21 protein-coding genes are annotated in these 22,652 nt (G+C 40.6%); 9 read left to right on the forward strand and 12 right to left on the reverse strand.

Features of this window, described 5'->3' with window-relative positions; all coding sequences use genetic code 11:
- Positions 1 to 280 precede the first annotated feature (280 nt).
- Together G7074_RS01215 and G7074_RS01220 are read left to right on the forward strand one after the other, a co-directional pair.
- Entirely contained in the window at positions 281 to 1,459 is a 1,179-nt protein-coding gene (locus tag G7074_RS01215; RefSeq protein ID WP_166206312.1) for an AraC family transcriptional regulator, read from the forward strand.
- Positions 1,460 to 1,658: 199 nt separating this feature from the next.
- A complete protein-coding gene (locus tag G7074_RS01220; protein WP_124561191.1) occupies positions 1,659 to 2,276 on the forward strand; it encodes a Crp/Fnr family transcriptional regulator in 618 nt (205 codons plus the stop codon).
- 6 nt (positions 2,277 to 2,282) lie between these two features.
- Here the strand turns inward: G7074_RS01220 and G7074_RS01225 are convergent, their stop codons facing one another.
- From G7074_RS01225 to G7074_RS01260, 8 genes are all read right to left on the reverse strand, one after another.
- Positions 2,283 to 3,464, reverse strand: a complete 1,182-nt coding sequence (locus G7074_RS01225) for an AGE family epimerase/isomerase (RefSeq protein ID WP_166206315.1) — start codon at positions 3,462 to 3,464, stop codon at positions 2,283 to 2,285.
- A 5-nt stretch (positions 3,465 to 3,469) separates the two neighbouring features.
- Complete coding sequence (locus G7074_RS01230) at positions 3,470 to 5,542, reverse strand: GDSL-type esterase/lipase family protein (RefSeq protein ID WP_166206318.1); 2,073 nt, start codon at positions 5,540 to 5,542, stop codon at positions 3,470 to 3,472.
- Positions 5,543 to 5,549: 7 nt separating this feature from the next.
- On the reverse strand, positions 5,550 to 7,124 hold the full coding sequence (locus tag G7074_RS01235; RefSeq protein ID WP_240916438.1) for a sialidase family protein: 1,575 nt from the start codon (positions 7,122 to 7,124) through the stop codon (positions 5,550 to 5,552).
- The gene (locus G7074_RS01240; RefSeq protein WP_124561194.1) at positions 7,117 to 8,349 is read right to left on the reverse strand and encodes an MFS transporter; all 1,233 of its coding nucleotides are present in this window, start codon (positions 8,347 to 8,349) and stop codon (positions 7,117 to 7,119) included. Before G7074_RS01240 ends, G7074_RS01235 begins: the two co-directional genes overlap by 8 nt.
- Positions 8,346 to 9,488: a hypothetical protein gene (locus G7074_RS01245; protein ID WP_124561195.1), complete on the reverse strand. Its 1,143-nt coding sequence runs from the start codon at positions 9,486 to 9,488 to the stop codon at positions 8,346 to 8,348. The genes G7074_RS01240 and G7074_RS01245 overlap by 4 nt, the downstream gene beginning before the upstream one ends.
- A gap of 88 nt (positions 9,489 to 9,576) precedes the next feature.
- Positions 9,577 to 10,500, reverse strand: a complete 924-nt coding sequence (locus G7074_RS01250) for a dihydrodipicolinate synthase family protein (RefSeq protein WP_124561196.1) — start codon at positions 10,498 to 10,500, stop codon at positions 9,577 to 9,579.
- An 81-nt stretch (positions 10,501 to 10,581) separates the two neighbouring features.
- The gene (locus tag G7074_RS01255) at positions 10,582 to 12,153 is read right to left on the reverse strand and encodes a RagB/SusD family nutrient uptake outer membrane protein (protein WP_166206321.1); all 1,572 of its coding nucleotides are present in this window, start codon (positions 12,151 to 12,153) and stop codon (positions 10,582 to 10,584) included.
- Positions 12,154 to 12,163: 10 nt separating this feature from the next.
- A complete protein-coding gene (locus tag G7074_RS01260) occupies positions 12,164 to 15,493 on the reverse strand; it encodes a TonB-dependent receptor (protein WP_166206324.1) in 3,330 nt (1,109 codons plus the stop codon).
- Positions 15,494 to 15,672: 179 nt separating this feature from the next.
- On the opposite strand from G7074_RS01260, the gene G7074_RS01265 reads away from it, so the two are divergent.
- From G7074_RS01265 to G7074_RS01280, 4 genes are all read left to right on the forward strand, one after another.
- A complete protein-coding gene (locus tag G7074_RS01265) occupies positions 15,673 to 16,377 on the forward strand; it encodes a FadR/GntR family transcriptional regulator (RefSeq protein ID WP_124561199.1) in 705 nt (234 codons plus the stop codon).
- Positions 16,378 to 16,540: 163 nt separating this feature from the next.
- On the forward strand, positions 16,541 to 16,993 hold the full coding sequence (locus G7074_RS01270; RefSeq protein ID WP_166206327.1) for a carboxymuconolactone decarboxylase family protein: 453 nt from the start codon (positions 16,541 to 16,543) through the stop codon (positions 16,991 to 16,993).
- Positions 16,994 to 17,082: 89 nt separating this feature from the next.
- Positions 17,083 to 17,430 carry a YciI family protein gene (locus G7074_RS01275; RefSeq protein WP_124561201.1) on the forward strand — a complete coding sequence of 116 codons (348 nt, stop codon included), beginning with the start codon at positions 17,083 to 17,085 and terminating at the stop codon, positions 17,428 to 17,430.
- A 35-nt stretch (positions 17,431 to 17,465) separates the two neighbouring features.
- On the forward strand, positions 17,466 to 18,701 hold the full coding sequence (locus G7074_RS01280; protein ID WP_166206330.1) for an RNA polymerase sigma factor: 1,236 nt from the start codon (positions 17,466 to 17,468) through the stop codon (positions 18,699 to 18,701).
- Positions 18,702 to 18,732: 31 nt separating this feature from the next.
- Here the strand turns inward: G7074_RS01280 and G7074_RS01285 are convergent, their stop codons facing one another.
- The 4 genes from G7074_RS01285 to G7074_RS01300 are packed head-to-tail and all read right to left on the reverse strand — an operon-like array spanning position 18,733 to position 20,564.
- Positions 18,733 to 19,314 (reverse strand): peroxiredoxin family protein, encoded by a 582-nt coding sequence (locus tag G7074_RS01285; protein ID WP_166206333.1) that lies wholly within the window; start codon positions 19,312 to 19,314, stop codon positions 18,733 to 18,735.
- 50 nt (positions 19,315 to 19,364) lie between these two features.
- Complete coding sequence (locus tag G7074_RS01290; RefSeq protein WP_124561204.1) at positions 19,365 to 19,631, reverse strand: hypothetical protein; 267 nt, start codon at positions 19,629 to 19,631, stop codon at positions 19,365 to 19,367.
- A gap of 56 nt (positions 19,632 to 19,687) precedes the next feature.
- Positions 19,688 to 19,954 (reverse strand): zf-HC2 domain-containing protein, encoded by a 267-nt coding sequence (locus G7074_RS01295; protein WP_166206336.1) that lies wholly within the window; start codon positions 19,952 to 19,954, stop codon positions 19,688 to 19,690.
- A gap of 1 nt (position 19,955) precedes the next feature.
- Positions 19,956 to 20,564, reverse strand: a complete 609-nt coding sequence (locus G7074_RS01300; RefSeq protein WP_240916439.1) for a sigma-70 family RNA polymerase sigma factor — start codon at positions 20,562 to 20,564, stop codon at positions 19,956 to 19,958.
- 147 nt (positions 20,565 to 20,711) lie between these two features.
- On the opposite strand from G7074_RS01300, the gene G7074_RS01305 reads away from it, so the two are divergent.
- The 3 genes from G7074_RS01305 (at position 20,712) to G7074_RS01315 (ending at position 22,546) form a co-directional block, all read left to right on the forward strand.
- A complete protein-coding gene (locus tag G7074_RS01305; protein ID WP_124561206.1) occupies positions 20,712 to 21,431 on the forward strand; it encodes a cytochrome b/b6 domain-containing protein in 720 nt (239 codons plus the stop codon).
- The gene (locus G7074_RS01310) at positions 21,412 to 22,206 is read left to right on the forward strand and encodes a molybdopterin-dependent oxidoreductase (RefSeq protein ID WP_124561207.1); all 795 of its coding nucleotides are present in this window, start codon (positions 21,412 to 21,414) and stop codon (positions 22,204 to 22,206) included. Before G7074_RS01305 ends, G7074_RS01310 begins: the two co-directional genes overlap by 20 nt.
- A gap of 109 nt (positions 22,207 to 22,315) precedes the next feature.
- On the forward strand, positions 22,316 to 22,546 hold the full coding sequence (locus G7074_RS01315) for a hypothetical protein (RefSeq protein ID WP_124561208.1): 231 nt from the start codon (positions 22,316 to 22,318) through the stop codon (positions 22,544 to 22,546).
- Positions 22,547 to 22,652: the final 106 nt, after the last annotated feature.

The following is a 22,652-nucleotide window of genomic DNA, read 5'->3' on the forward strand; positions in this document are numbered from 1 at the left end:
GTTTTTTTAAGACATGAAACGTAACCTATCTACCTACTCATTTATTAGCAATTCGTAATTATCCATTCTTTTCCTTGCAATTTTATCATTACCAAAGCAGCAAGATGAGTTACCTGTAGCGAAAACGCGTTTCATATGAATGGGAAATACCGCTTTCCGCTTACAAAACAAGACGATATGGCTGTAAATAAATTCGTACAGCGCTATTTTCTAACAAAGCTTTATATTGGCTGGGAATATGCAGTTTTTGAATCTTTTAGTCAGCACCTGCTGCCTTTTTTTGCTTCTATTCTCTATAAATCTATTTTTCGCAAAAAAAGGGAACAAAACACTCAATGTTTTACTTTCACTTTTATTTTTTGCCCGTTTCGGTCAGATTTTAATTTCTGCACTCATTGCCGCCGAAAAACCGGTAACACTGGTATATGTATTTCAGGCCTTTACCCCGCTCTACTACGCGGCTCCTGCTTGCTTTTACCTTTATATTTCAGGCTTTATCAATAAAAGTACTGCTTTACGAAAGTGGCAGTGGCTACATTTTATTCCTGCGTTGTTGGCACTTATCCATGTGCTGCCCTGGCAAGGCTGGCCCGAGCTAGACTGGGCCACCATTCCGAAACAGTTGGCAGACAATGGCTACTTCTCGCTTAAAACTCAAACGGGGCTTTTCCCTAACTATTTCCATTACACCTTACGCCCTATTCTGGTATTCTCTTACTTATGCCTGGCCTGGGTGTATTATTACCGAAAAATGGATAAAACAACCAAAACCGACGAACCCGGAAAGCGCTGGATTGTTTTCTTTCTCCGCGTAGCCACGTTTTTTCAATTGTTAAGCTTAACCCCTGTAATTTTAAGGGGACTACATATCTCCTACACCCAGCCCTCGTTTGTAATTATCAATTGCTTGTCGTTACTATTCCTGGTATTGTATGCCCTGCACAAACCGTACATTTTTTATGGTTATTTACTAGTATCGGTAGACTTGGATAAAAAAAATATACGAGAGCAGTTTGAACCAGATGTAGCCCTTAGCAAGGCGGCAAGCCTAAACTTACAGCCTTTAAAGGATGAACAAATTGCAAAACCCACAAAAAAGGTAAACTTATCGGAAGAACAGCTTGCTGAACTCTCGCAATCCATGGGAACTTTGATGGAACAGGAACAACTTTATTTGCTTCACGAGTTTCAGATTATTGATCTGGCTGCAAAGCTCAATATCCCTGTTCACCATTGTTCTTATATCATCAACAATACGATTGGCAAAAATTTTCGCGACTGGATAAACGGTTACAGGGTCGAGCATTTTTTAGTCCAGCACCCCATAAAAAGCGACAAGTTAACCATCGAGGCCATTGCATCTGAATCGGGTTTTAAAAGTCTGGCCACTTTTTACAATGCTTTTAAAAAAGAAAAGGGAGTTATGCCTACCAACTATTTCAACAAAGAATTAAGCTAAAAAGCCCCTTTTTGGCCTGTTTTTGGTCTAACGGCTGAATAGTTAGAGGTCGATTGCCCTTCAATAGCGGGCGATTCTGGCATTGAGGAATAACTTTGCATAGTTAACCAAACAAATCCGATGACTTGCCAGGCAAGCAGATTTGAGGTTACAGAGAAAATGCTGTCCCATTAATTTTTCTATTTAGCAGGTTTAATAAATGCAATATCTGAGCACTCATTCTTCTATGCTTCCGCTTTTTCAGTACCTGGAAAAGTTTCATCCCCTTTCGGGTGAATTTAAAGCTTCTTACGAAAAAAATTGTAAGGTAATTCATGTAAAAAAGTATAAACATGTACTCTCACCGATCGACAACAATACTTCGCTTTACTTTTTAGTGAGTGGCCTGGTACGTGGATTTGTTAAGGATGGAAAAAAAGATATCAGCACCTGGTTTAGTTTCGGCAATGAGATTATTGGTGCGATACGTCACCCGTTTGACCATGACAACCATTCGATAGAATATTTACAGGCGCTGGAAGACTGCGTGTTGATTAGCATTCCGTATAACCTGATCGAGGCGGCTTACTCGCACTATCCGGAAGCTAACCTGATTGGCAGAAAACTTTTTGAGCTGCATTACTACGCTGCATCTGACAGGGCAATTCTGGCAAGAATCCCCAATGCATCGAAAAGGTACCGTAAACTCGAAGCCAATGGGTTGGCTTTTGATAAAGTCCCCAAACGCTACCTGGCCAGTTATTTAGGCATACGTTTGGAAACCATGAGCAGGATTAGCACCAAATTTTTGGTTGCCGATCTTCATGCGGCATCCTGAGCTAAATTAATAGCCCAGGTTGCTTAATAACTGTGCACAATACCATTCTTGCCTGGGTAGGTGAAAAGGTCCTTTAAACAGGTTGCCTTTGGCTGTTTGGGCAACAGAACCATCACGGTGCAGGTATCCAAACCATTCGCCATGTTCTTTATCATGAAATTTATCGTAGGCATAATCGTGCACCATTTTGTGCCAGTGTGCATATTTTTCATCGCCGGTTAAGGTGTAAGCCAGTAAAGTGGCAATAATGGTTTCATTCTGCGGCCACCAGAATTTCATATCCTGCCAATATTCCTGGACTGGTTTATTATACACATCTTTAAAATATAAAATACCTCCGTGCTCCTCATCCCAACCACGTGCCCACATGTAATCGAGCATTTTACAACCCAGTTTAATCAGTTCAGGATCATTATTGCGGTACTTTGCTTCATGTAAGATAAACCAGGCCCCTTCAATGGCGTGACCGGGGTTTAAAGTTCGGCCATCAATGTGATCGATAATCGAACCATCCGGTGCCACTTGCTCCATCACACATTGAATATCATCCTTAACAAAATCGCGTTTAATCTCCTCAATCCATTTCGATATCCATTCATCGCAACGTGGGTCGCCAATGGTTTCCCTCAACTGTTGCGCGGTATTCATCATAATCATGGGTACTCCTATCCCTTTTGCAGGCCTGATATCTGTAAATTTCGCTGGCAATAAGCCCGGTTGGGTGGCATATTCGATACATTTCCCAAACAAATACCTGGCTTTTTCGGCCGCAGTTTCATCTCCACTGGCTTTTGCATAAGCAGCGTTTGCAATTACCGCAAAGGTTTCTGAAAAATAGTAACGTCTTTTACGGATCGGTTTTCCCTCGCGTGTAACGTGGAAAAACATCTGTCCGTCAGTATCAAAGCAATGTTGATTTAGAAAATCTATGCCCGATTTGGCCGCATCGAGCCACTCTTGCTTGGCTTCGACGGTGTTATACAGCGTGGATAACAACCAGGCTGCTCGCCCCTGAATCCAAACGGCTTTATCATCGTCAATCAGGCTGCCGTCTGCATCACGCATAAACATATAGCCCCCATGTTCGTGATCGATTGATCGCGGAAACCAAAAGGGAACTGTATTGTTAAGCAGCTGGTTTTGATAAAATGCGGCCAGTTGCTGCAATTCTTTCGAAGTATATCTCATTTTAATTAAGGTATAGAAATGGAAAATGTAGAAGCGGGTAATCCCGCTTCATTAACTAAATTGGCCCTGGTAAAGGGCTGCCAGGCATACAACACCTTGCTTATCGTTTTCCCAGGTGGAATGTTGATTAACACCCTGTTTTGGACAATACTAGCTTTAACCGGAAAATGTGCGCCGGTAATGTCTTCAAGTTCAAATCCGATTAATACGCTAGCCCCGGAGGTTTTAAGCTTTTTTGCACTGGTAAAGTGTACCACAATGGTATTTTTAACCTTCATTACCTTCAAAACTACAGGCCCGCTTGCAGTTATTTTTTTATGATAGGTATTTCTTAATGCAAGCAGGGCCAGTCGTTCGCCGATTTCTTTTTTATGTGTAGGATGGACATTCAGCGAATCGCCCAGATCGGAACTCACTACCATACCCGAATTGGGAATAACCGCCTGCAATTTCAGTTGTGCATCTCTGAAATAGGGCCACGAAGGCCGGTCAATAGCCGACAGCTGTACGTAGTAAAACGGAAAATTATCGTTCCATTTTGCCCGCCAGCTTTTAACCAGCAAGGGAAATTCGTGGCTAAAAAGCTCAACATTGTGTGCATTGCTTTCGCCCTGATACCAGATCACTCCTTTTATCGGAAAATCAGTAAGTTTTGATATGCCTGCTTCGTAATTGTAGGCCGGCGCGTAAGGATGCCGTTGTTTCGGATTGACCGCATTTTTTAAGTTTACATCAGCCCTACCCCTAACCCAATCTTGTAAAAAGTCAGATTTGCGCCAGTTATCCAGCATATCTACCAGTAAATCGTCGTGCTCCATGGTTTTTCTATCCAGCCACGATTCGAGTGGTGAACCACCAACAGCCATTTGAATCAATCCTACGGGGATTTGTTCATTAGATACCAGTTTCTCCGCAAAATAATAGGCCACTGCCGAAAAATCGCCTGCTGCGTTTTCATCCAATTTTGCCCAGCTACCCGAGAAATAACTTAGGGAATTGATGCTGTTTAATGTTTGCGCATTCCATGAAACATTATCGGTTTCGGCCAGGGGGTTGAACTTTAGTAACCTGACAGGAAGTTTTTTATTCAAATGATTTAGCGTGGCCTGGCCTGTAGCCGATGATTTTAAAGGAAAAGCCATATTCGATTGCCCCGAACACAGCCATACATCACCGATCAGGATATTTTTAAGCATCAGGGTATTACCGTTGCAAACAAGCTTCATCTGGTAAGGGCCACCGAATTTCATGGCCGGGAAGTTTACCACCCATTTGCCATCGGCACCTGCAACAGCGCGCCTCACCTGCTGGTTAAAATAAACGGTTACTTCTTCGTTCGCATTGGCCGTGCCATAAACCGGGATACTTTTATCGCGCTGCAGCACCATGTTATCGCTAAACAGGCCGTTTAATTTAAAACCACCAAAATTACCGGTTATGGTACTGTAAATTGTTTGGGCAATAATAGCGGCACCTATACTATCGGGATGCAGGTTATCGGCAAAAAGCTCCGGCCGGTTATTTAAAGGCGCGTTGAGGTCGACAGGCACCAGTTTATTTGCCCTTGCAACCCCTAAAATCTTTTCCTGTACCTGCCAGTACCAATCGCGCGTACCCGATTTAAATCTTGGGTGACCACTAAAAATTGGCGTAAGCTTACAGATGAACACCTTAAGCTTTGTATTTTGTTGCTTTAAGGTATCAATCAACCATTGATAATCGGTCTGAAAGTTATCTTTATAATTGGGCCAGTTTCGCGGATCGGTATCATTTAAGCCCAAATGAATAATGGCTATATCAGCCCCAAAATTCAGTGCTTCGCGAAAAGCCTTGGTTTTAAAATAAGGATTGTGTCCCTTTTTCAACAAGGTTGCGCCGCTGTGCCCAAAATTTGCAACCTGATAGCCATCACCTAAAAGCTGCTGTAACTGTGCAGGATAAGCCTGCTTTTCAGGCTGATTTAACAAATAACCAGCGGTAACCGAATTACCTATACAGGCTACTTTCATTTTTTGCCCGTATAGGTTGGCACCATTCAAAAAGACCAGCAGGATAATGAACCTACAAAAAATCTTCATGACTGGTTTACTTAATTATTTCACTTACGGGAACGCGCACAAAATACAGATCCCTTACCCCCTCGTAAAAGAAACCAATTGTTTTATCATCAATTTTAGTGAGTGATGAATAACCGTAAAATTTCCGTTCATCAATAAGCAACTGGTTTTTAAGATCCCAGCTTTCGCCCAGATCTAAACTGGCTTTAATGGTTAAATTGTAGCGCATGGTTTGTGCATTATCGTTACCGAAAAACACCACATCTTTTTGCTTTCCTTTAACATTTACACTGGCTTTTATAAAACTGGCCATGCATACAGGGTCGGCTAAGGTACGGTAAGAGGTAGGATGCTCGAGCCAGCTTTTACCCATATCATTTGTAGTGGCTACACTTCTAAAACTCCCGCGGTTATCGCGCATGTTCAGCATTAAAACGCCTGGTGTTGTTTCTATAATCTGACTTTCGGTCGTGTTCGGTTTTGGCCCATCTTCGGTTTTCCAGGTTTTGCCGTGATCGTTACTGTACACCAATGTAGAATAAGGCATGGCGTGTTCGTCCCAGTACTGTGCGGCAAATACCAGTTTACCATCTGCCATGGCAATTCCACTGCCTGGACCATTAAAAAACAGGTTCCAGGCGGGATCTTTTGTACCTGCCGTAATACTTTTGGGTGCCGACCAGGTAAGGCCATCGTCGTCGCTACTCACCAATACGAGCTGACCGGTAACATCTTCCAATAAACCAGGTTTAGAACCAGCAATGGAGCGGTTTCCCTTGCTCCACAAGGCTGCTACCCATATTTTTTTGGTAACCGGATCAAAAAGCACAGCCGGATCGCCTACCCCATTGTTTTCGTTGGGTTCGCCCATATCCATAATCACTTTTGTGGCTTGCCAGTTTCGGCCGCCATCGGTACTGCGGCTCATGCCTACGTCAATATTTCCTGGCAAATCGCCCGAATTTTTATAGCGGATATCATAAACCGTAATCAAAGTACCTTTGTCAGTAGTGGCCATGCCTGGAATCCGGTAAGTGTTCACTCCATCATCGCCTGCTTTTTTAACTGCTACGCCCAATCTTTTCACATAACCTGTGCCTTCTTCTACAACGCGATAAACTTTTGAACGGGCATCTTCCAGCTGGTTCACATGAAATTCAATTTTCGAATCGATATCAGCATCAGGCTTAAGTTTGGCGGTAAACCAAATGTAGTGCATGCCCGGTTTCAGGTTAAGATTGATATCAAATCCTAGGTTTACAGTAGTAGGATTAACGGCAATCTGCTTGTTTTTTCCTGAAAAAAGCGGCTCAATACCGGTAAAGTAGACCTCAATTTTTTCGATGGCTTTCATCCCATCGGGATTTAGCTTTGCCTTTATTTTTTTTACCGGAATTTCTGCCCCGGCCGGAACATAAACCATTAACCGCAAAAGCTGATTGGTTTCTATTCCTTTTAAAACCGGAATAACCTGCGAAGTGGAAACAATTTCGACACCTTTTTGCGAAAAAGCATTGAGTGTACAGATGGTAAGCAAGGTGAATAAACCGAGCTGTATTTTAAATTTTATAAATTTCATCATCATTTTTATTGAGTTAAGCATCTTCAAAATCATTAAACTTCGGACGCAGAAAATAGAGCTGAATTATTAAAGCAATCAATACAATAACCGAAAGCATGGCAAAATCTTTCCCCAAACTGCCCGAATCGGTCGATTTGCCCAGAAAATCGGTAATAAAAGCCCCGGCAAATACTCCCGTCATATTCATAATACCATAGGCAGTGGCGCGGTATTTGGCCGAAACAAACTGGCAAAGTATGGGCATATTATTGGCATCGAACATGCCATATCCGAAACCGAAACAAAAAGCTGCCCCGATTATGTTAAATAAGGAATGGCCAAAACCAATTAACAATAGCGACGGAATGGTTAAGGCCAAACCAATGGCACTGGTGTAAATGCGGCCTTTAATATTTTTCTGTACCCACCTGTCTGACAAAATCCCGCCGAAAATAACCCCTAAAAACGAGGACGCGGCAATAGTGATAGTCGATATGGGTCCGGCTTGTGCCATGTCTATTTTCAGGTTATTGGCAAACAAAGTAGGCAGCCAATTTTTAGTAGCCCAGCCTGGCAAACTCGGAATAGCAAAATAAATAAGGATTACCCAAAAGGAAATGTTACTAAAAAGCAGTGCCAGGCCTTTAAAAAGATTTGGCTTTACCCGAATGCTTTCACTTTCCTCTATTGTGGAAGCCTTTTTCTCGTGTAAAAAGAAAACCAGTACAAGTGCATAAACGATTCCGACCAAACCAAAAGAATGAAAGGTAGCCTGCCAGGAAAATTTTGAAGCAATAGTTGCTCCAAAACCACCCAGGGCCTGCCCCATGTACAAACCAGTCATGTGGATGCCAATAGCCACCGACCGTGTTTTGGAACTGTGATAATCGGCAATAAGCGATAAACCTGCCGGAATATACAATGCCTCACTCACCCCCATCAATGCCCTGAGCCAATAAATTTGGTTAAAAGTGGTGGCATAGCCCATTAAAAAAGTAACCGCCGACCACACTAGTAAACTACCAACAATTAACCATTTACGATTCAGTTTATCGGCAATAATACCAGATATGGGGCTCATAAAGCCATAAATCCATAAAAAAATGGCCATCAGGTAACCAAAATTAGTTGCTGATTGCAAGTCTGCAATATCCAGCTGCATAGCCGGCCGCATGGTAGAAAGCATTTGGCGATCCATGTAATTCAGCAGGGCCACAAACCAAAGTAAGCCAACCACTACCCACGCATATCTTTTTGTTTCTTTCATTTGGTTGCTTTTATTTTACCCGACAAAATTTTAGGGGTGCGTACACCCGCTTTAATTTCTCCTCCTGCAATAATAATTTCATTTCCAAACCATACGGCCTGGGTGGTAACCGTTCCGTAAGGCATAATTCCTTGAATTACCGCCCAGGTATTGCTGGCAATATTGTATTTTAACACCTTAGGGCTAAAACCAGGGTGAGCGGCCTGAATAATGGCCTTGTTCTGGTTGAGTTTCGCTTTTCTTTCAGGATCTTTTTCCCGGTCTATCTCCCCGATCAGCTTTTCTACCTGATGGAAAGTTTTACCCTCGTCGCCACTAAATACCAGAAGCTCTTGTTTTGCAGTAATACCAGAAGCTGCAGCCAATGGATTTGGCAAAGCTGCTTTGGCTTTCCAAACCGGATCATTTACATCAAACATCCATACGTTTTTATAAATCGTACTCGTATCGCCGGCATTGCTTTTCCTGCCACCTATCATAAAGATTTTCGTTCCCGCGCTTAGCAATACGCTATGCGAAACTGCTTGCGGCAGGTTAATTAGTTTTTTCCAGCCCTGCTGCGCATTTTTCAGATCGAGCGATAGAAACTGATCTGTAGCTCCACCCGCTGTTTCACCTCCTGCCAGGTACAAAATATCGCCCACCAGTGTTAAAGCGGCATTGGTTAAGCCAGCAGGCAAATCAGCCAGGGTACTAAAGGCTAACTGGCCATTTTCCCATTTCATGATAAAAACGCTTTTGCTTAACCCTGTTTCATTTTCGCCACCGGCAATTACAATTCCTCCGGGCGTGCTACATACAGCCGCATAAGCCAGATTAAATGGCAATTTGGCTTGATATTGCCTTAAAACTAATCCACGGGCCATTTTCCGGTAAATAAAAATATCATTGTAATATTGCTTTTTACCGCCTTCCCAAGGCATTTTATCGGGAAAATTTGTTCCACCGGCTATAAAAAGCAAGTGTTGGTGACTGCCCGTAATGGCACCAGCCAAACCAATAGATTGGCTTTGCAACTGTGCAGGTGGAATTTTAGCTACCACATCCCAACTCATGTTTTGAATGTGCTGCTGTGCCCGTAATTCTGGAGATATAATTGAGGTAAGCAAGAAAGTAAAATATAAAATGAGTTTTTTCATTAATGCGAAATGGTATTTAAATAAAGATAACCATTGCCGAACGATAATTAAGACGATGCTTCACCTTTAAACCTTTTCTGTTTTTTGATTAATTCGTTGACCTGAAAGCAGCAAAATCTAAACTTTCGACCTCGCTTTTAAAACTTTCAAATTGTTGCTGATCCATATTTTTGACTGGCAGCCTAAATTCACCACAATCGATGTCAACCAGTTTCATATAAGCTTTACCTGTTGCAATGCCTCCGTATTTACCCAATAAACGGATAAAATCGATCGATTTCTGCTGAAGGCCAGCTGCAGTTTGCAAATCGTTTTTTTCAAAAGCAGCAATTAGCTTGTGGTATAGCGGCGTAAGGTAGTTAAAAGTACTGCCTACAGCTCCTTTTGTACCTAAAACCAACGCCGAAAGCATATTTTCATCGCGTCCCCAAAGCATATCGTATTTACCGCCATTAAAATTCATGCAGGAAAGGAAATCCATAAAATCCTCATGGGTGTATTTTACACCGGCAAAGTTGGGTATTTTACCATCTACAGCAGCCAGCAAATCAATCATATTGAGGTTTGCACCTGTTAATACAGGTATATGGTAATAGTAAAAAGGCATATCGGGAACTTCGGCAGCAATTTCGGCACACATTTCGGCTAAAACCGAAACATTACCCGGCTTGAAATAAGAAGGTGCGGTAAAGGAAACCCCGTACAAACCAACTTCAAGAGCATGTTTGGCCAGCGACTTACAATCGGCCAGGCAAGTACCGCCCAATAAAGTCATTACTTTAAAGTCAGCATCCCGCGCTGTTGCCTTACCCCAGGCCGCTGCAACCTTCATTTTTTCTTCTTTGGTTAAGGAAACGCCTTCGCCTGTTGATCCGCAGATAAAAGCACCGGTAACTCCGTTTTGCTTTAAAAACTGATAGTATTCGGGAATCACCTCCAGGTTTAATTCCCCGTTGGCGTGAAAGGGTGTAAAAGGAGCAGCAATTAACCCTTGTAAATGTTCGTAGTTCATATTAAAATTTAAAATAGATAAAATGTATTCTGACCTAAATTAACTACCGGGCAATATCATCCCCGGTAGTTAATTGTTTTATTACGTTCCTTTATATCCAGGATTCTGATCGTTTTTTAAGGTTTCATCCTGGTTCAACGTCGATAAATCGATTGGCCATAAAAGCTTGTGATTTTGGCCGGTAATGTTATCCAAAACACCAACCAATGGCAAATCTTTACGGAAAGCCAGCGGATTACCCGAAGCATCCTGCATTCTGCGCAAATCGTACCAGCGTTTCCCCTCAGCTACAAATTCTTTAGTCCTTTCGGTAAATATTGCCAACTCATTTTGTTCAAAAGTACCATTAACAAATGCAGGGGCAGTGTTTGGTGCATATGCACGGTTACGAATAATCATCATTTCTGCTGCCGGACTCTGGCCTTGTTTGTTTTTCACTTCGGCTAACATTAAATATGCATCTGCAACGCGATATACCGGAAAATCGTCAACGTAACTACGCGCTCCTTCTACCACGACGCCTGGAAACTTACGTAGGTTTGTAGCATGAATAGTTCCTTTATTGAAATTTAGAAATGTAGCATTTGCGCGTGTATCGTTAGCATCGAATAAGTTGTACAATTCTATTTTGTATTCATAGCGAATAATTGTTCCACCACCATTTACCTGCAATGGATCGGCTGGAATGGCAACACCTTTATCATCAACATAACCAGTTAAAGGATCGGTAATGGCATAAACAAACTGAGCATAACTATTTGTAGCCTCACCAAACTGGTTTCGCATTGCCATAATGATTTCGCTGTTGCCTTTACTCGCCGTTATACTTGCCGATTTAAAAACATTCCCAAAGTCGGTTAACAAGGTATATTTCGAAATTACATCTTCCAGAGCTGTTCTTGCAATAGCTAAGTCGGCCACAGTAGTGGTTGGAGCAGCACCATCTATTTTAACTTTAGCCGACCACAGGTAAACCTCCGCCTTTAGCATTTGTGTAGCGCCAAGTGACCATTGAGCCTTTTGAAATTTAGTGGTATAATTGGTTCCGAAGCTTGATGTCGATTTGTCTATATCAGCTTTAATAAAATCGAGGGTTTCTTTTTCAGTTTTCGCCCTTGGCAAATACATTTCTTGGGCCGATTTTGGATTTTTAAGCAATAAGGTTGGCTCCACTGACAAAGGTACCCTACCGAAGGTACGGAACAAATGAAAGTAATAAAATGCTCTTATTCCGTAAGCCTGACCTAAATAATAAGCCTTATCAGTTGAGGAAAGATAGCTTGCCTGTTCTACCTGATAAATAAAATTATTAACGTCAAAAATAGGCCGGTAAAATCCAGACCAACCAGATATGCCCGTACTTGATTCGCGGATATCCTGATTGATTATGCCTGCCGAATTCAAAGAAGCTGTACCAGTAAAACTGGTCCCCGTTCTTAAAGTTCCGCCACGTAATTCACCCAGCGTAAAAATGGTAAACTGGAAGCCCCTTAATTGACTATGAAGACCAATCATTCCGCCATCTACCTGGGCAGGGCTTTTCCAGAAAGTTTCACTTGCAAAATAATCTTCGGGTGTCAGCTGTAATTTTTTACATGCACTAAATGTAGTGCTCAATATAATTAAGGCTAAGCCTGTTAATATCTTTTTCATTGTAGTTTAATTAGAAAGTAAATTGAAGACCAAAAATTATTGTTCTAGGTAAAGGGTAGCCACCTGATCCGGCACCACCAGTACCTATACTGCTGCTCTCTGGTGAATAAAGCGTCGACTCGCTGAAATAAGCCAGATTCTGGCCACTAACGGATAAGCTGATTCCTTCACTTTTTAGTCTGTTGGCTAATTTGGTTGGCAACTTATAGGTCAGATTAACTTCTCTAAGCGCTAAATAATCTCCTTTATGGTAAAACATGCTGGATTCGCGGAAAGTATTGTTTTTGTAAAGCTGATCTGCCCAGTAATAAGTTGGAAACTTTGCATTAGGGTTGCCTGGTGTCCAGGTATCTAAAACGTCAGTAGTGGTATTAAATGTACCTTGTGCATTACTTGCAAACCAGGTACGCGGGCCATCATAGGCAACAAAACCTAAAGCATAATCAAAACGGGTACTTAATGTGAAGCCTTTCCAGCTTGCATTTGCACCAAAACCACCGGTAAAGCGGGGAACAGTCCGGCCCATATAAACCCGGTCGAAACTATTGATAATATTATCACCGTTTACATCTGTCCACATTACATCTCCCAAAGCAATTGGAAAATTTAGGTTTTTATCAGCCGCACTCATGGCATTGTACACAGCAGGATGAACAAGTTTTCTTGCACCCAGTAAATCGACAAAAGATGATGAAGCATAGGCATCCAGATCAGCCTGTGTTCTGATAATACCTTTGGCCTGATACGCATAAGCCACGTTCGGATCCTGACCTTCTTGCAAGCCGCCAACCCAAATTAACTGTTTAGTATCCGGATCGTATACCTGAAAGCCGCCCTGAAGATTGTTTTGCAAGCCATTGTTAGGAAGTTTTAAAATCTTATTGGCGTTATAAGCCATGTTAAGATTAAAATTTACGTTCCAATCTCTGTTTCTCAGCACACTATAATTCAGATCAACCTCAACACCTTGATTCTGCATATCGCCATTATTAGTGGCAATTGAGGTTATCCCTGCGGTGATTGGAAATGTTAAGTTTGCAATTTTATCACTTGTTGTTCTGTGATAATAGGCCACAGAAAGGTCGATCTTATTGAACAAACGAGCTTCTAAACCAACCTCTTTTGTAATTAAACTTTCCCAACGCAAATTAGGATTGGGGATATTTCCAAGCAAATAACCAATACTGCTATTGTATTTATTGGTACCATATGATCCTTGCAGGGTGTAAGCTCCAATGAAATCATCACTCACATTGCCATTAGCACCGTAACTTGCCCTTAACTTTAAGCTATTTACCACCTTGGTAAGGGGCTCAAAGAATTTCTCTTTATGGATGTTCCAACCTACCGATAATCCTGGGAAATTGCCCCAACGGTTGTTTAACAGCCTTGAATATCCATCCCGACGGATAGTTGCGGTTAACAGGTATTTCTCATCATAATCGTAGTTCATACGACCAAAGAATGATAAAATACGTTGATTGGTATGGTAAGTATCAGTACTTCTTCTGTCCTTTTCTGAATTCGTTAAAGCTAAATCAGAAAAATCATCAGTAGGTGCACCACTTCCTGATGCGGATAAACCTTGCGAATAAATATCATAATATTCACTACCTGCCATCACATCGATATGGTGTTTAGATGCTATAGTGGTGTTATAATTAACTACCGCATTATAAGTCTGACTTAAAGCTTTGTCGAATGATGCTGACGAAGTACGGGTTCTGTCATAATTTCCCGGACTTGACAAGAAATCTCTATTGAAAGATTCGTAATTACCATTATTAAAGAAGTAATTACCACTAAGTCTTAATGAGAGATTCTTTAAAAAATCTACTTTTAAAGCCTGGCTTAAGGTAAATTTATCAGTATTGTTCTTTCTAATAAATTTATCATCATTTACGGCCGGGTTACCATCCCTGTAATCTCTACCAACCAATAAATCGCCATTCTCATTCATTCCTCTCATTGTTGGGGGAGCTCCTAAAGCACGCGTAAGGTAGTTTCCTTCAGAGTTAATTGCATCACGCCACTTGGCATTGGCAAAATTTAAATTCGAAATAGAGGTTAACCAAGGCTTGATTTTATATTCTCCATTGAACACAAAGGTTAGGCGTTTATAAAATGTATTAATCGGCATTCCTTTTTCATCATAATTACCTAAGCCCGCGTAATATTTACCCTTTTCATTCCCGCCGGTCATAGACACGTTGTAATCCTGGGTTAAGCTATAATCTCTAAGTGCATAATCAGCATAATTGAAATCTTTATAGATAATTTCGCGATTAATTCCTGATGGATCATACGCACCTAAAGCATTTGTTTTTAATGGATCAGTCATTACCTGCCACCCTTTTCCCAGTAATTCTTCGTTGGCAGCACTTCTAAACATCGGACTCCAAACTGCCGAAGAAGTCACATTACCATCAAGAATATTGCCTGCTGCATCCTTATATAAGTTACCTGTGCCAAATGGTCCGGTTGTATTTAACTGGCTTAAGCGACTTGGCTCATACGAACCAGAGGTTTCAATTGCCTTTCTAGACCAATAGATATATTGTTCAGCATTTAAAAATTCGAATGGAATGTTTAACTTATTGATACCTACTTTAGATTTTACCGCGATATTTGAGACCCCTTCCTTCCCTTTTTTAGTCGTAATGAGCACCACCCCGTTGCTTGCTCTGGCTCCATAAATTGCTGTAGCAGAAGCATCCTTTAAAACCTCGATGGATTCAATATCATCCTGATTAATATCGCTGAATCCGGATCTTAATAAACCATCTACCATCACCAATGGCGAACCTCCTCCGGTATAACCTGTTCCTCCACGCAATACAATATTGGGAACAGCGCCAGGCCGTCCGGAAGTTTGCTGAACCCTTAAGCCCGGAATTGTTCCGGCTAAGGCTGATGCTGGATTGGAACGTACACCAGTTTCCAAAACCTTAGGATCAAGTTTAGATACCGAACCTGTAAGTTTCGACTTTTTGATCGCTCCATAGCCAACAACGATTACTTCATCCAGGCCTTTGCTATCTTCTAAAAGTTTAATATTAATTGTCGACTGACCCTGAATTACAATTTCCTGAGTTAAGTAGCCGGTAAAACTGAAAACCAGTACATCGCCTTTACTGGCTTTGATACTGTAGGCTCCTGCCGGACTGGTTGAAGTTCCATTTTTAGTTCCTTTGATCATTACGGTAACGCTTGGAATTCCCTCTCCGCTTGCTTCTGTAACTTTCCCGGTAATGGTTTGTTGGGCAAATGCCGATATGGTTGCCAGCAGCAACACAAATGGCAGGCAATGCCTGATGAGTTTTAAGTAAGTTTCTTTCATAATTTGGTTATTTTATTTTGTATTATGTTATACATAATAATACTAAGTACCGATTTATTTTAGTTATTTGCAAATAATTTCTGCTTATTTTGAACTAGACTTTAAGTACTTAGCTTTATATTTGTGCTCTAAGCGGTCGCAAAGGCAGTTTTAGGTTAAAAAATAAATTATACATAATAATGGATAGCATCAGTGATTTTAAACAAGTGGATACCAGTTCGTTGGTAGATCGTGTTGAAGATAAGCTTGTTCAACTTTTGCAGGAACGTAAGCTAAAAGTTGGCGACAGCATCCCTACCGAACTCGAACTTTGTGCCGCGTTGGGCGTTAGCCGTACAGTTGTGCGCGAAGCCATGTTGCGATTACGCATGATGGGCCTAATTGAATCCAAAAAGAAAAAAGGTGCTGTAATTACAAGTCCCGATCTGTTTGGTATCCTTTCTAAAAGCATGAACCCGCACATTCTTGACCAGGGCACCTTGAAAGAGATTTTCGAAATTAGGCTGGTGCTGGAAATCGGAATGGCCGATTTTTTATTTCAGCGCATTACCGACGAAGATTTAAAAGAACTGAGAAGAATAGTGGATAACGAACCAGAAGCGGCGCAGGATCATTTGTTTAATATTGAACACGAAATTGCCTTTCATGGTAAATTGTACGATATAACCGGAAATGAAACCCTCCGAAAATTCCAGAGTATGTTGCTGCCTATATTCGATTTTGTGCACAACAGTGGCTTGCTTAAAAAGCAAGGGCAACTGCACAAGTTTGTCTCTCACAAAGGTTTGGTAGATATTTTAGAAAACGGATCGCCTGAGCTTTTCCGCAACGCGATGAGGAATCACCTCGAAAATCATTTTAACCGTCTTTTTGCGGAGGATTAACCCTAAAACCAGATCAAAATCAGCTTACTTATAAAAAAAATAAACAACTAATAATCAAACACTTATAAATATTTTAAAATTTTAATTAAAAAAATTTTAAAAATCTGTCCAATTTCCAGCCTTCGCGTGTCATTAGGTTTTAACAATCAAAATTTAAAACAAAATGGAAAAGAGAATTAATTTATTTGAACAAGGAATGAGCACGTTGAAACCATTATTTGTAATGGGACAGCAATTAAAAAAATCATCAATTGGTCCTACCATAATCGAACTGGTCGATTTCCGTGTATCGCAAATCAATGCCTGTGCCTTCTGCCTCGATATGCATTCGAAAGATGCCCGCGCCAACGGCGAAACCGAGCAACGCCTTTACGGCTTAAGCGCCTGGAGAGAAGCCCCTTATTATACCGATCGCGAAAGAGCTGCATTGGCCTGGGCCGAAGCAGTTACCGCCAGCCATGTTACTGATGAAGTATATCAGGAAGCAGCAGCACATTTTACAGAGATAGAAATGATCGAACTTACCCTTTTGGTAACCAACATCAATACCTGGAACCGCTTAAATATCGCTTTCCCGAATGCTGTTGGCACCTACAAAGTTGGTATGTTTGGGTAGGAAGGAATTACTGAACTACCCTAAAGGTTGGTGTCTCCACCGACCTTTGCATGAAACAAAATGATTTGTAAACTTACAAAAAACATAACATGAACGAATTTTTATTGATCTTCCGAAGGGCCTTTACCCACGAAGATCAGCCCTCGCCTGAGATGCTTCAGGAATCAATTAAACAATGGCAGGATTGGTTTGGCGGTATCGCTGCACAAGATAAACTGGTTAGGCCATTACAACGCTGGGATCTGGAAGGCAGAGTAGTACATGCCGATAAAAATGTAATCAACGGCCCATATGCCGAAATTAAGGAATCGATTGGTGGTTTGGTGTTAATCAGAGCCAAAGACTATGATGAAGCGGCAGAAATTGCCAAGGACTGCCCGATATTAAAACTGGGTGGTAATGTGGAAATCAGAATGGCTGTTACACCAACGGCCTAACTGATATAACCAAAAAGCTTATCTTTAATCCATCCATGGAAGAGAGCGTACTTATACCACATTTATTCCGAACAGAGTATCGCAAAATTGTTTCGGTACTCTGTTACCGCTTCGGTATTGATCATATCGAAACAGCTGAAGATATTGTGAGCGACACTTTTTTAACAGCCACCGAAACGTGGAGCATGAAGGGGATTCCTGAAAATCCTACTGCCTGGCTGTACACTGTCGCCAAAAATAAAACCAAAAATTACCTCAGGCACCATGCTGTTTTCGAGCAAAAACTGGCTAAGCAGATCCAGATCGAAACAGAGACTGAGACAGAAATAGATCTCGATTTATCAGACAAAAACATCAACGATAGTCAGCTGGCCATGATGTTTACCATCTGTGCCCCTGTCGTTTCAAAAGAAGCCCAAATTGCATTGGCCCTGAACCTGTTGTGCGGTTTCGGTGTGCAGGAAATTGCCGATGGATTTTTAACAGGTAAGGATACCATTTACAAAAGGCTAAAACGGGCCAAAGAGAAACTGAAAGAGGCGGGTATTAAAATCGAACAGCCAAAAGTTTCTGCCATTAACCAAAGGCTTGAAACTGTACTCACCACGCTTTATTTGCTCTTCTCAGAAGGTTATTATTCGGTATCGAACGACGTTACCCTCCGCAAAGATGTTTGTGCAGAGGCTATGCGGTTAAATTACCTGTTAATCAGCAATCCCCTTACCGATTTACCTCCAGCCAATGCTTTGTTTGCACTCATGTGTTTCCACGCCTCCAGATTTGATGCGCGAGCAGATGCCGACGGCACCCCTATTTTATACGGAGACCAGGATGAGAAACTGTGGAACAAAGAACTGATTGAACAGGGTATTTATTACCTCAACCGCGCTTCGAAGGGCGATACCTTAACTAAATATCACCTCGAAGCAGCCATTGCCTACTGGCATACCCATAAAGCAGATCGCGCTGAAAAGTGGGAAAATATCCTCCAACTGTACAATCAGCTCCTTATTCTTGAATACTCTCCTATTATCGCCATGAACCGCACTTTTGCCCTGGCCAAAACCAATGGAAAAGCTGTCGCCATAGCAGAAGCAGAAAAGCTGAACCTAGACGATAATCACCTTTATTTTTCACTCCTGGGCAATCTGTACACTGGAATTGATGATCAAAAAGCTCTAAAGCATTTTAAAACTGCGATTGATTTGGCAGTTACTGCAGCCGATAAAAAAATGATTGATAAGAGTATTCAAAAACTAAGTATCAATTAAAAATGGCCTTAAAAACCTAAGCCATTTAAGCTTAAAGTTGGCTCAGCAAAAGTTGTACCGAGGCTCTCTTTTTATAATCGGGGTCAAAATGAATATATTTAATCTTCCCTGATTTATCGATAATATAGGTTGCCGGTACCGGAAGTGTATGCCTGCTATTGCCATTATTGGTTTCGAGATTTATTCCGTAACCTTTGTATTTTGTAAATGTAGCTTCATCCATCATAAAGTTTACACCATAAGCTGTCATAATGGTATCGTCTTTATCTTGCAGAATAGAAAAACCTGCATTAGTTTTTTTTATTGTTTTTGCTATATTTTCTTTGTTTTCGGGTGTTACACCAATCACATAAGCATCTTTGCTCGTTAACAGCTGTAAAGAATCCTGAAGTTCTTTAATGTGCTTATTGCAAAACGGGCACCATTGCCCACGATAAAAAAACAATACAACTGAACGGTGTGTTTTAAGTGCATTTTTTAGGCTCACTGTTTTACCGTTTTGATCTAGCCCACTAAACAGTGGTGCCTTTGAGCCAAGGGTTAAACCTTTTTGTGCTTTTACCTGCAAACACAGGGCTGTAATTAAGGCTATGGATAGTATAATTCTTTTCATAATATTAATAGTTTAAAGGCAGGAAAGATTTCCCCTTCCTGCCAAAGTTTTTACATTTTACTTTTCGACATTTTGTCTTTGGCCATTTTTGACTTTTCCATTTTAACCTTTTTCACTGAATCACCTTTCATTTTGCTCATTTTATCCTTTTCCATTTTGTCCATTTTCCTTTTACCCATTTTGTCTTGCTTCACTGAGGTCATTTTTTCTTTTTCCTGCAAAGGTTGGGTAGCAGCAAAAGCTGATGAATAAAGATTGGCTACAACTAAAGTAGCTACAAACAATTTTCCTGTCGATTTTAAAATTTGATTTTTCATGTTTTATGTGTTTTTACACCTTTGTCGGAGCAAAGTCAAATACCTTACAATAAAAATCAGTTTTTATTCATTTCTGCTTCCAGCTTTTTAACCAAATCATTTTTAAAAGTTTCATCCAACTTAAAACCATTTACCGGAAAACCCGTAAACAACCTGTTTATCAGCACACTTTGCTCTTGATAAAGCCTGCAGACCGAGCAGCCAGCCAAATGAACTTTTAACTGTACCGTTTCTGAAGCGGTAATTTTACCAGCCATTCTTTTTTCTATTAAAAAAGTAGCCTGCTTACAGTTGTAAATAATATTTTTTAGTGCATTAGTCATGTTAATTCCAGTTTTTTTCAAGGCAGTTCCGAAGGTTTAATTTTGTACGATGCATAATTACCCAAAAATTGGGCGAACTGAGTTTTAACTCGGCGCAAATGTGCTCCGATTCAAGGTCATCCATATGTTTCATGGCAAATACCGAAAACCATAAGCTGGGCAATTTGGCCAAACATGCATTTAAAATTTTACCGAGTTCTTTTAAAATCAATGGGTCGTGCGTTTCTAAGCCGAATGCCTTTGGCTTGAAATGCTCATTCCAATGGCCTGTTTCTGCATCAAAAAAAACGTTTTGCTCATTTTCGGCATTCGTTACTTTTAAAGTACCCGACAACTGCTTTCGGTAAAAATCGGCAATCTTGTTTTTAAGAATGGCCGTTAACCATGTTTTCTCATGACTGTTCCCTTCAAATTGACCTAAACGTTGCAAGGCAGCCAAAAAAGTATCCTGTACCAAATCTTTTGCTACATCTTCATCTCTTAATCTCGACATGGCAAAGCCATAAAGATAATCGGCATATTGTTCTACCCAGGTAATCGGATCAGAGCCGGTATACTTCTGATTAACATTGCGATCTATTTCTTTTTGCATGTTGTGTGTATCTAGCATAAATATACTGCTTAATCGCTTAGTCGGGTAAATCCGTATATCCTTACAAATATTTTATTTTTTTCTTGTAAGGATTAGCAGTTAAAAACGACCAAGCTTAAAAATTGGCACATCATAACTTACACTGTTCTATTTTTTCAAATCATTATGAAAGAAATTAAGGAAAAACACGCTTTGCTAATACGATGGACCCATTGGGTGAATTTCCCAGTATTGACCATCATGACCTGGAGCGGTTTATTGATTTATTGGGCAAACGATGCCTATGGGATTTCCGTTTTCGGTATTACGCTGATTAAATTTTTCCCAGAGTGGTTTTACAATTATTTTCATATTCCACAACGCCTGGCAGAAGGAATGGCATTTCACTTTCTTTTTATGTGGTTCTTCCTTATCAACGGACTGATTTATCTCTTATACACCTTTTTTTCTGGTTCATGGCGTGAGCTTTTACCCAATAAAAATTCGTTTAAAGAGGCCTGGTTAGTACTCTTGCACGATCTTCACCTCAGTAAAACCGTTCCACCCCAAAAAAAATACAACGCGGCCCAGCGCATTGCCTATTCGGCTATTATATTAATGGGTATTGGCTCTGCATTAACCGGTTTGGCTATTTACAAGCCTGTACAACTATATTGGCTATGTTGGTTATGCGGGGGTTACCATTTTGCAAGAATTATCCACTTTGCTTTAACCATCGGCTATGTGCTATTCTTTATCATTCATATTGTACAGGTAGTACTTTCCGGATGGAATAACTTCCGTGCCGTGGTTGCCGGTTTTGAAGTGATAGAAAAAAAGCCATTGTCCAAAAAAGAACAACCAATCCACCATAAACCAGAAAGTGATGAAGAAAGCAGATCATAAAAAGAAACTGAAAGCTCCATTAACCATTGAGCAAAAAATTAAACGCCGAAGTTTTATTTCATTCGGGACTTTTTTCGCTCTCGGTGGAGCTGCAACTTTAGGATGGAAATGGCTTTTAGATGCTCCAGAAGAAACACCTGGAGTTACCGCGGGTACAAGGGCACCATTACGAAGAGCGCTCAACAAAACAGAGCTTTTTTTCCGCAATTTGTTTAGCAACAATCATCTGGTTAAAACCTATCCAAAAGAACTGGCGGCCACCACGCCCAGGGTTAACAGCTTAATTGGGATTGAAGATGACAAAGATTTTGATATTAACGCATGGAAACTAATTGTTAAATGTACAAATGAGAAAAACCTAAACATCCGACTGGAAGAAATAAAGGCATTGCCCAAAACTGAAATTGTTTATGATTTTAAATGTGTAGAGGGCTGGGACGAAATCCAATACTGGGCAGGTGTAAAATTGAGTGATTTTTTAACACATTTTAAATTAGATGGTCAATCGCACATGCAGTATATGGGCTTAGAAACTCCAAATGGTGCTTATTATGTAGGACTAGAAAGAGAAAGCATACTTCATCCACAAACCTTACTTGCTTACGAAATGAACGGAAAAAGCCTAAGTATAGAACATGGTGCACCACTAAGGCTCATTGTACCAGTAAAATATGGCATTAAAAACTTAAAAAGAATAGGGCAAATATCATTTAGTAATAACAGGCCAAGGGATTACTGGGCAGAACAAGGCTACGATTATTATTCCGGATTATAAATTCGGGTTTTGAGAATGAGATTTAAATTAATATAAAAAAACAAAATGATTTAAAGTAATTTCTCCAGTCATCCGTCTACAGCATAAAATAAACCTAAATCTTGCTTTTATGATCTCTGTTTTCAAAACAAATGTATTCACAGATAACGAATTGAGTAAAATTAGTCCGTTACTGAACCGTTACTTTAAAGAAATTAAATGGAATATCGATTTGTGGGACAATGATAAAATCCTTCGTGTAGATTCGAACAAAGACTGGACAAAAGAAATTACCGAGGTGTTTAACAGCATCGGTTTAAACTGCATCCATCTCGAAGTTTTCCATTCCGATCCGTTTTAATCACAGTATAATAGCTTCCCTAACAACGGATTGTCATTTTCTACATTCTTTTGCCTGCATTTTCATTATTTTACAACAGATAATTCATAAATTAGCAGTAGCTAAT

Origin of the sequence: Pedobacter sp. HDW13, assembly GCF_011303555.1 — a bacterium.
In the GTDB taxonomy this organism is placed as follows: Bacteria; Bacteroidota; Bacteroidia; order Sphingobacteriales; family Sphingobacteriaceae; genus Pedobacter.

Excerpts from the sequence above, each read along its gene's own strand:
- G7074_RS01220 (WP_124561191.1), top strand. The coding sequence starts at position 1,659 with ATGCAATATCTGAGCACTCATTCTTCTATGCTTCCGCTTTTTCAGTAC.
- G7074_RS01225 (WP_166206315.1), bottom strand. The coding sequence starts at position 3,464 with ATGAGATATACTTCGAAAGAATTGCAGCAACTGGCCGCATTTTATCAA.
- G7074_RS01230 (WP_166206318.1), bottom strand. The coding sequence starts at position 5,542 with ATGAAGATTTTTTGTAGGTTCATTATCCTGCTGGTCTTTTTGAATGGT.
- G7074_RS01235 (WP_240916438.1), bottom strand. The coding sequence starts at position 7,124 with ATGCTTAACTCAATAAAAATGATGATGAAATTTATAAAATTTAAAATA.
- G7074_RS01240 (WP_124561194.1), bottom strand. The coding sequence starts at position 8,349 with ATGAAAGAAACAAAAAGATATGCGTGGGTAGTGGTTGGCTTACTTTGG.
- G7074_RS01245 (WP_124561195.1), bottom strand. The coding sequence starts at position 9,488 with ATGAAAAAACTCATTTTATATTTTACTTTCTTGCTTACCTCAATTATA.
- G7074_RS01250 (WP_124561196.1), bottom strand. The coding sequence starts at position 10,500 with ATGAACTACGAACATTTACAAGGGTTAATTGCTGCTCCTTTTACACCC.
- G7074_RS01255 (WP_166206321.1), bottom strand. The coding sequence starts at position 12,153 with ATGAAAAAGATATTAACAGGCTTAGCCTTAATTATATTGAGCACTACA.
- G7074_RS01260 (WP_166206324.1), bottom strand. The coding sequence starts at position 15,493 with ATGAAAGAAACTTACTTAAAACTCATCAGGCATTGCCTGCCATTTGTG.
- G7074_RS01265 (WP_124561199.1), top strand. The coding sequence starts at position 15,673 with ATGGATAGCATCAGTGATTTTAAACAAGTGGATACCAGTTCGTTGGTA.
- G7074_RS01270 (WP_166206327.1), top strand. The coding sequence starts at position 16,541 with ATGGAAAAGAGAATTAATTTATTTGAACAAGGAATGAGCACGTTGAAA.
- G7074_RS01275 (WP_124561201.1), top strand. The coding sequence starts at position 17,083 with ATGAACGAATTTTTATTGATCTTCCGAAGGGCCTTTACCCACGAAGAT.
- G7074_RS01280 (WP_166206330.1), top strand. The coding sequence starts at position 17,466 with ATGGAAGAGAGCGTACTTATACCACATTTATTCCGAACAGAGTATCGC.
- G7074_RS01285 (WP_166206333.1), bottom strand. The coding sequence starts at position 19,314 with ATGAAAAGAATTATACTATCCATAGCCTTAATTACAGCCCTGTGTTTG.
- G7074_RS01290 (WP_124561204.1), bottom strand. The coding sequence starts at position 19,631 with ATGAAAAATCAAATTTTAAAATCGACAGGAAAATTGTTTGTAGCTACT.
- G7074_RS01295 (WP_166206336.1), bottom strand. The coding sequence starts at position 19,954 with ATGACTAATGCACTAAAAAATATTATTTACAACTGTAAGCAGGCTACT.
- G7074_RS01300 (WP_240916439.1), bottom strand. The coding sequence starts at position 20,564 with ATGCTAGATACACACAACATGCAAAAAGAAATAGATCGCAATGTTAAT.
- G7074_RS01305 (WP_124561206.1), top strand. The coding sequence starts at position 20,712 with ATGAAAGAAATTAAGGAAAAACACGCTTTGCTAATACGATGGACCCAT.
- G7074_RS01310 (WP_124561207.1), top strand. The coding sequence starts at position 21,412 with ATGAAGAAAGCAGATCATAAAAAGAAACTGAAAGCTCCATTAACCATT.
- G7074_RS01315 (WP_124561208.1), top strand. The coding sequence starts at position 22,316 with ATGATCTCTGTTTTCAAAACAAATGTATTCACAGATAACGAATTGAGT.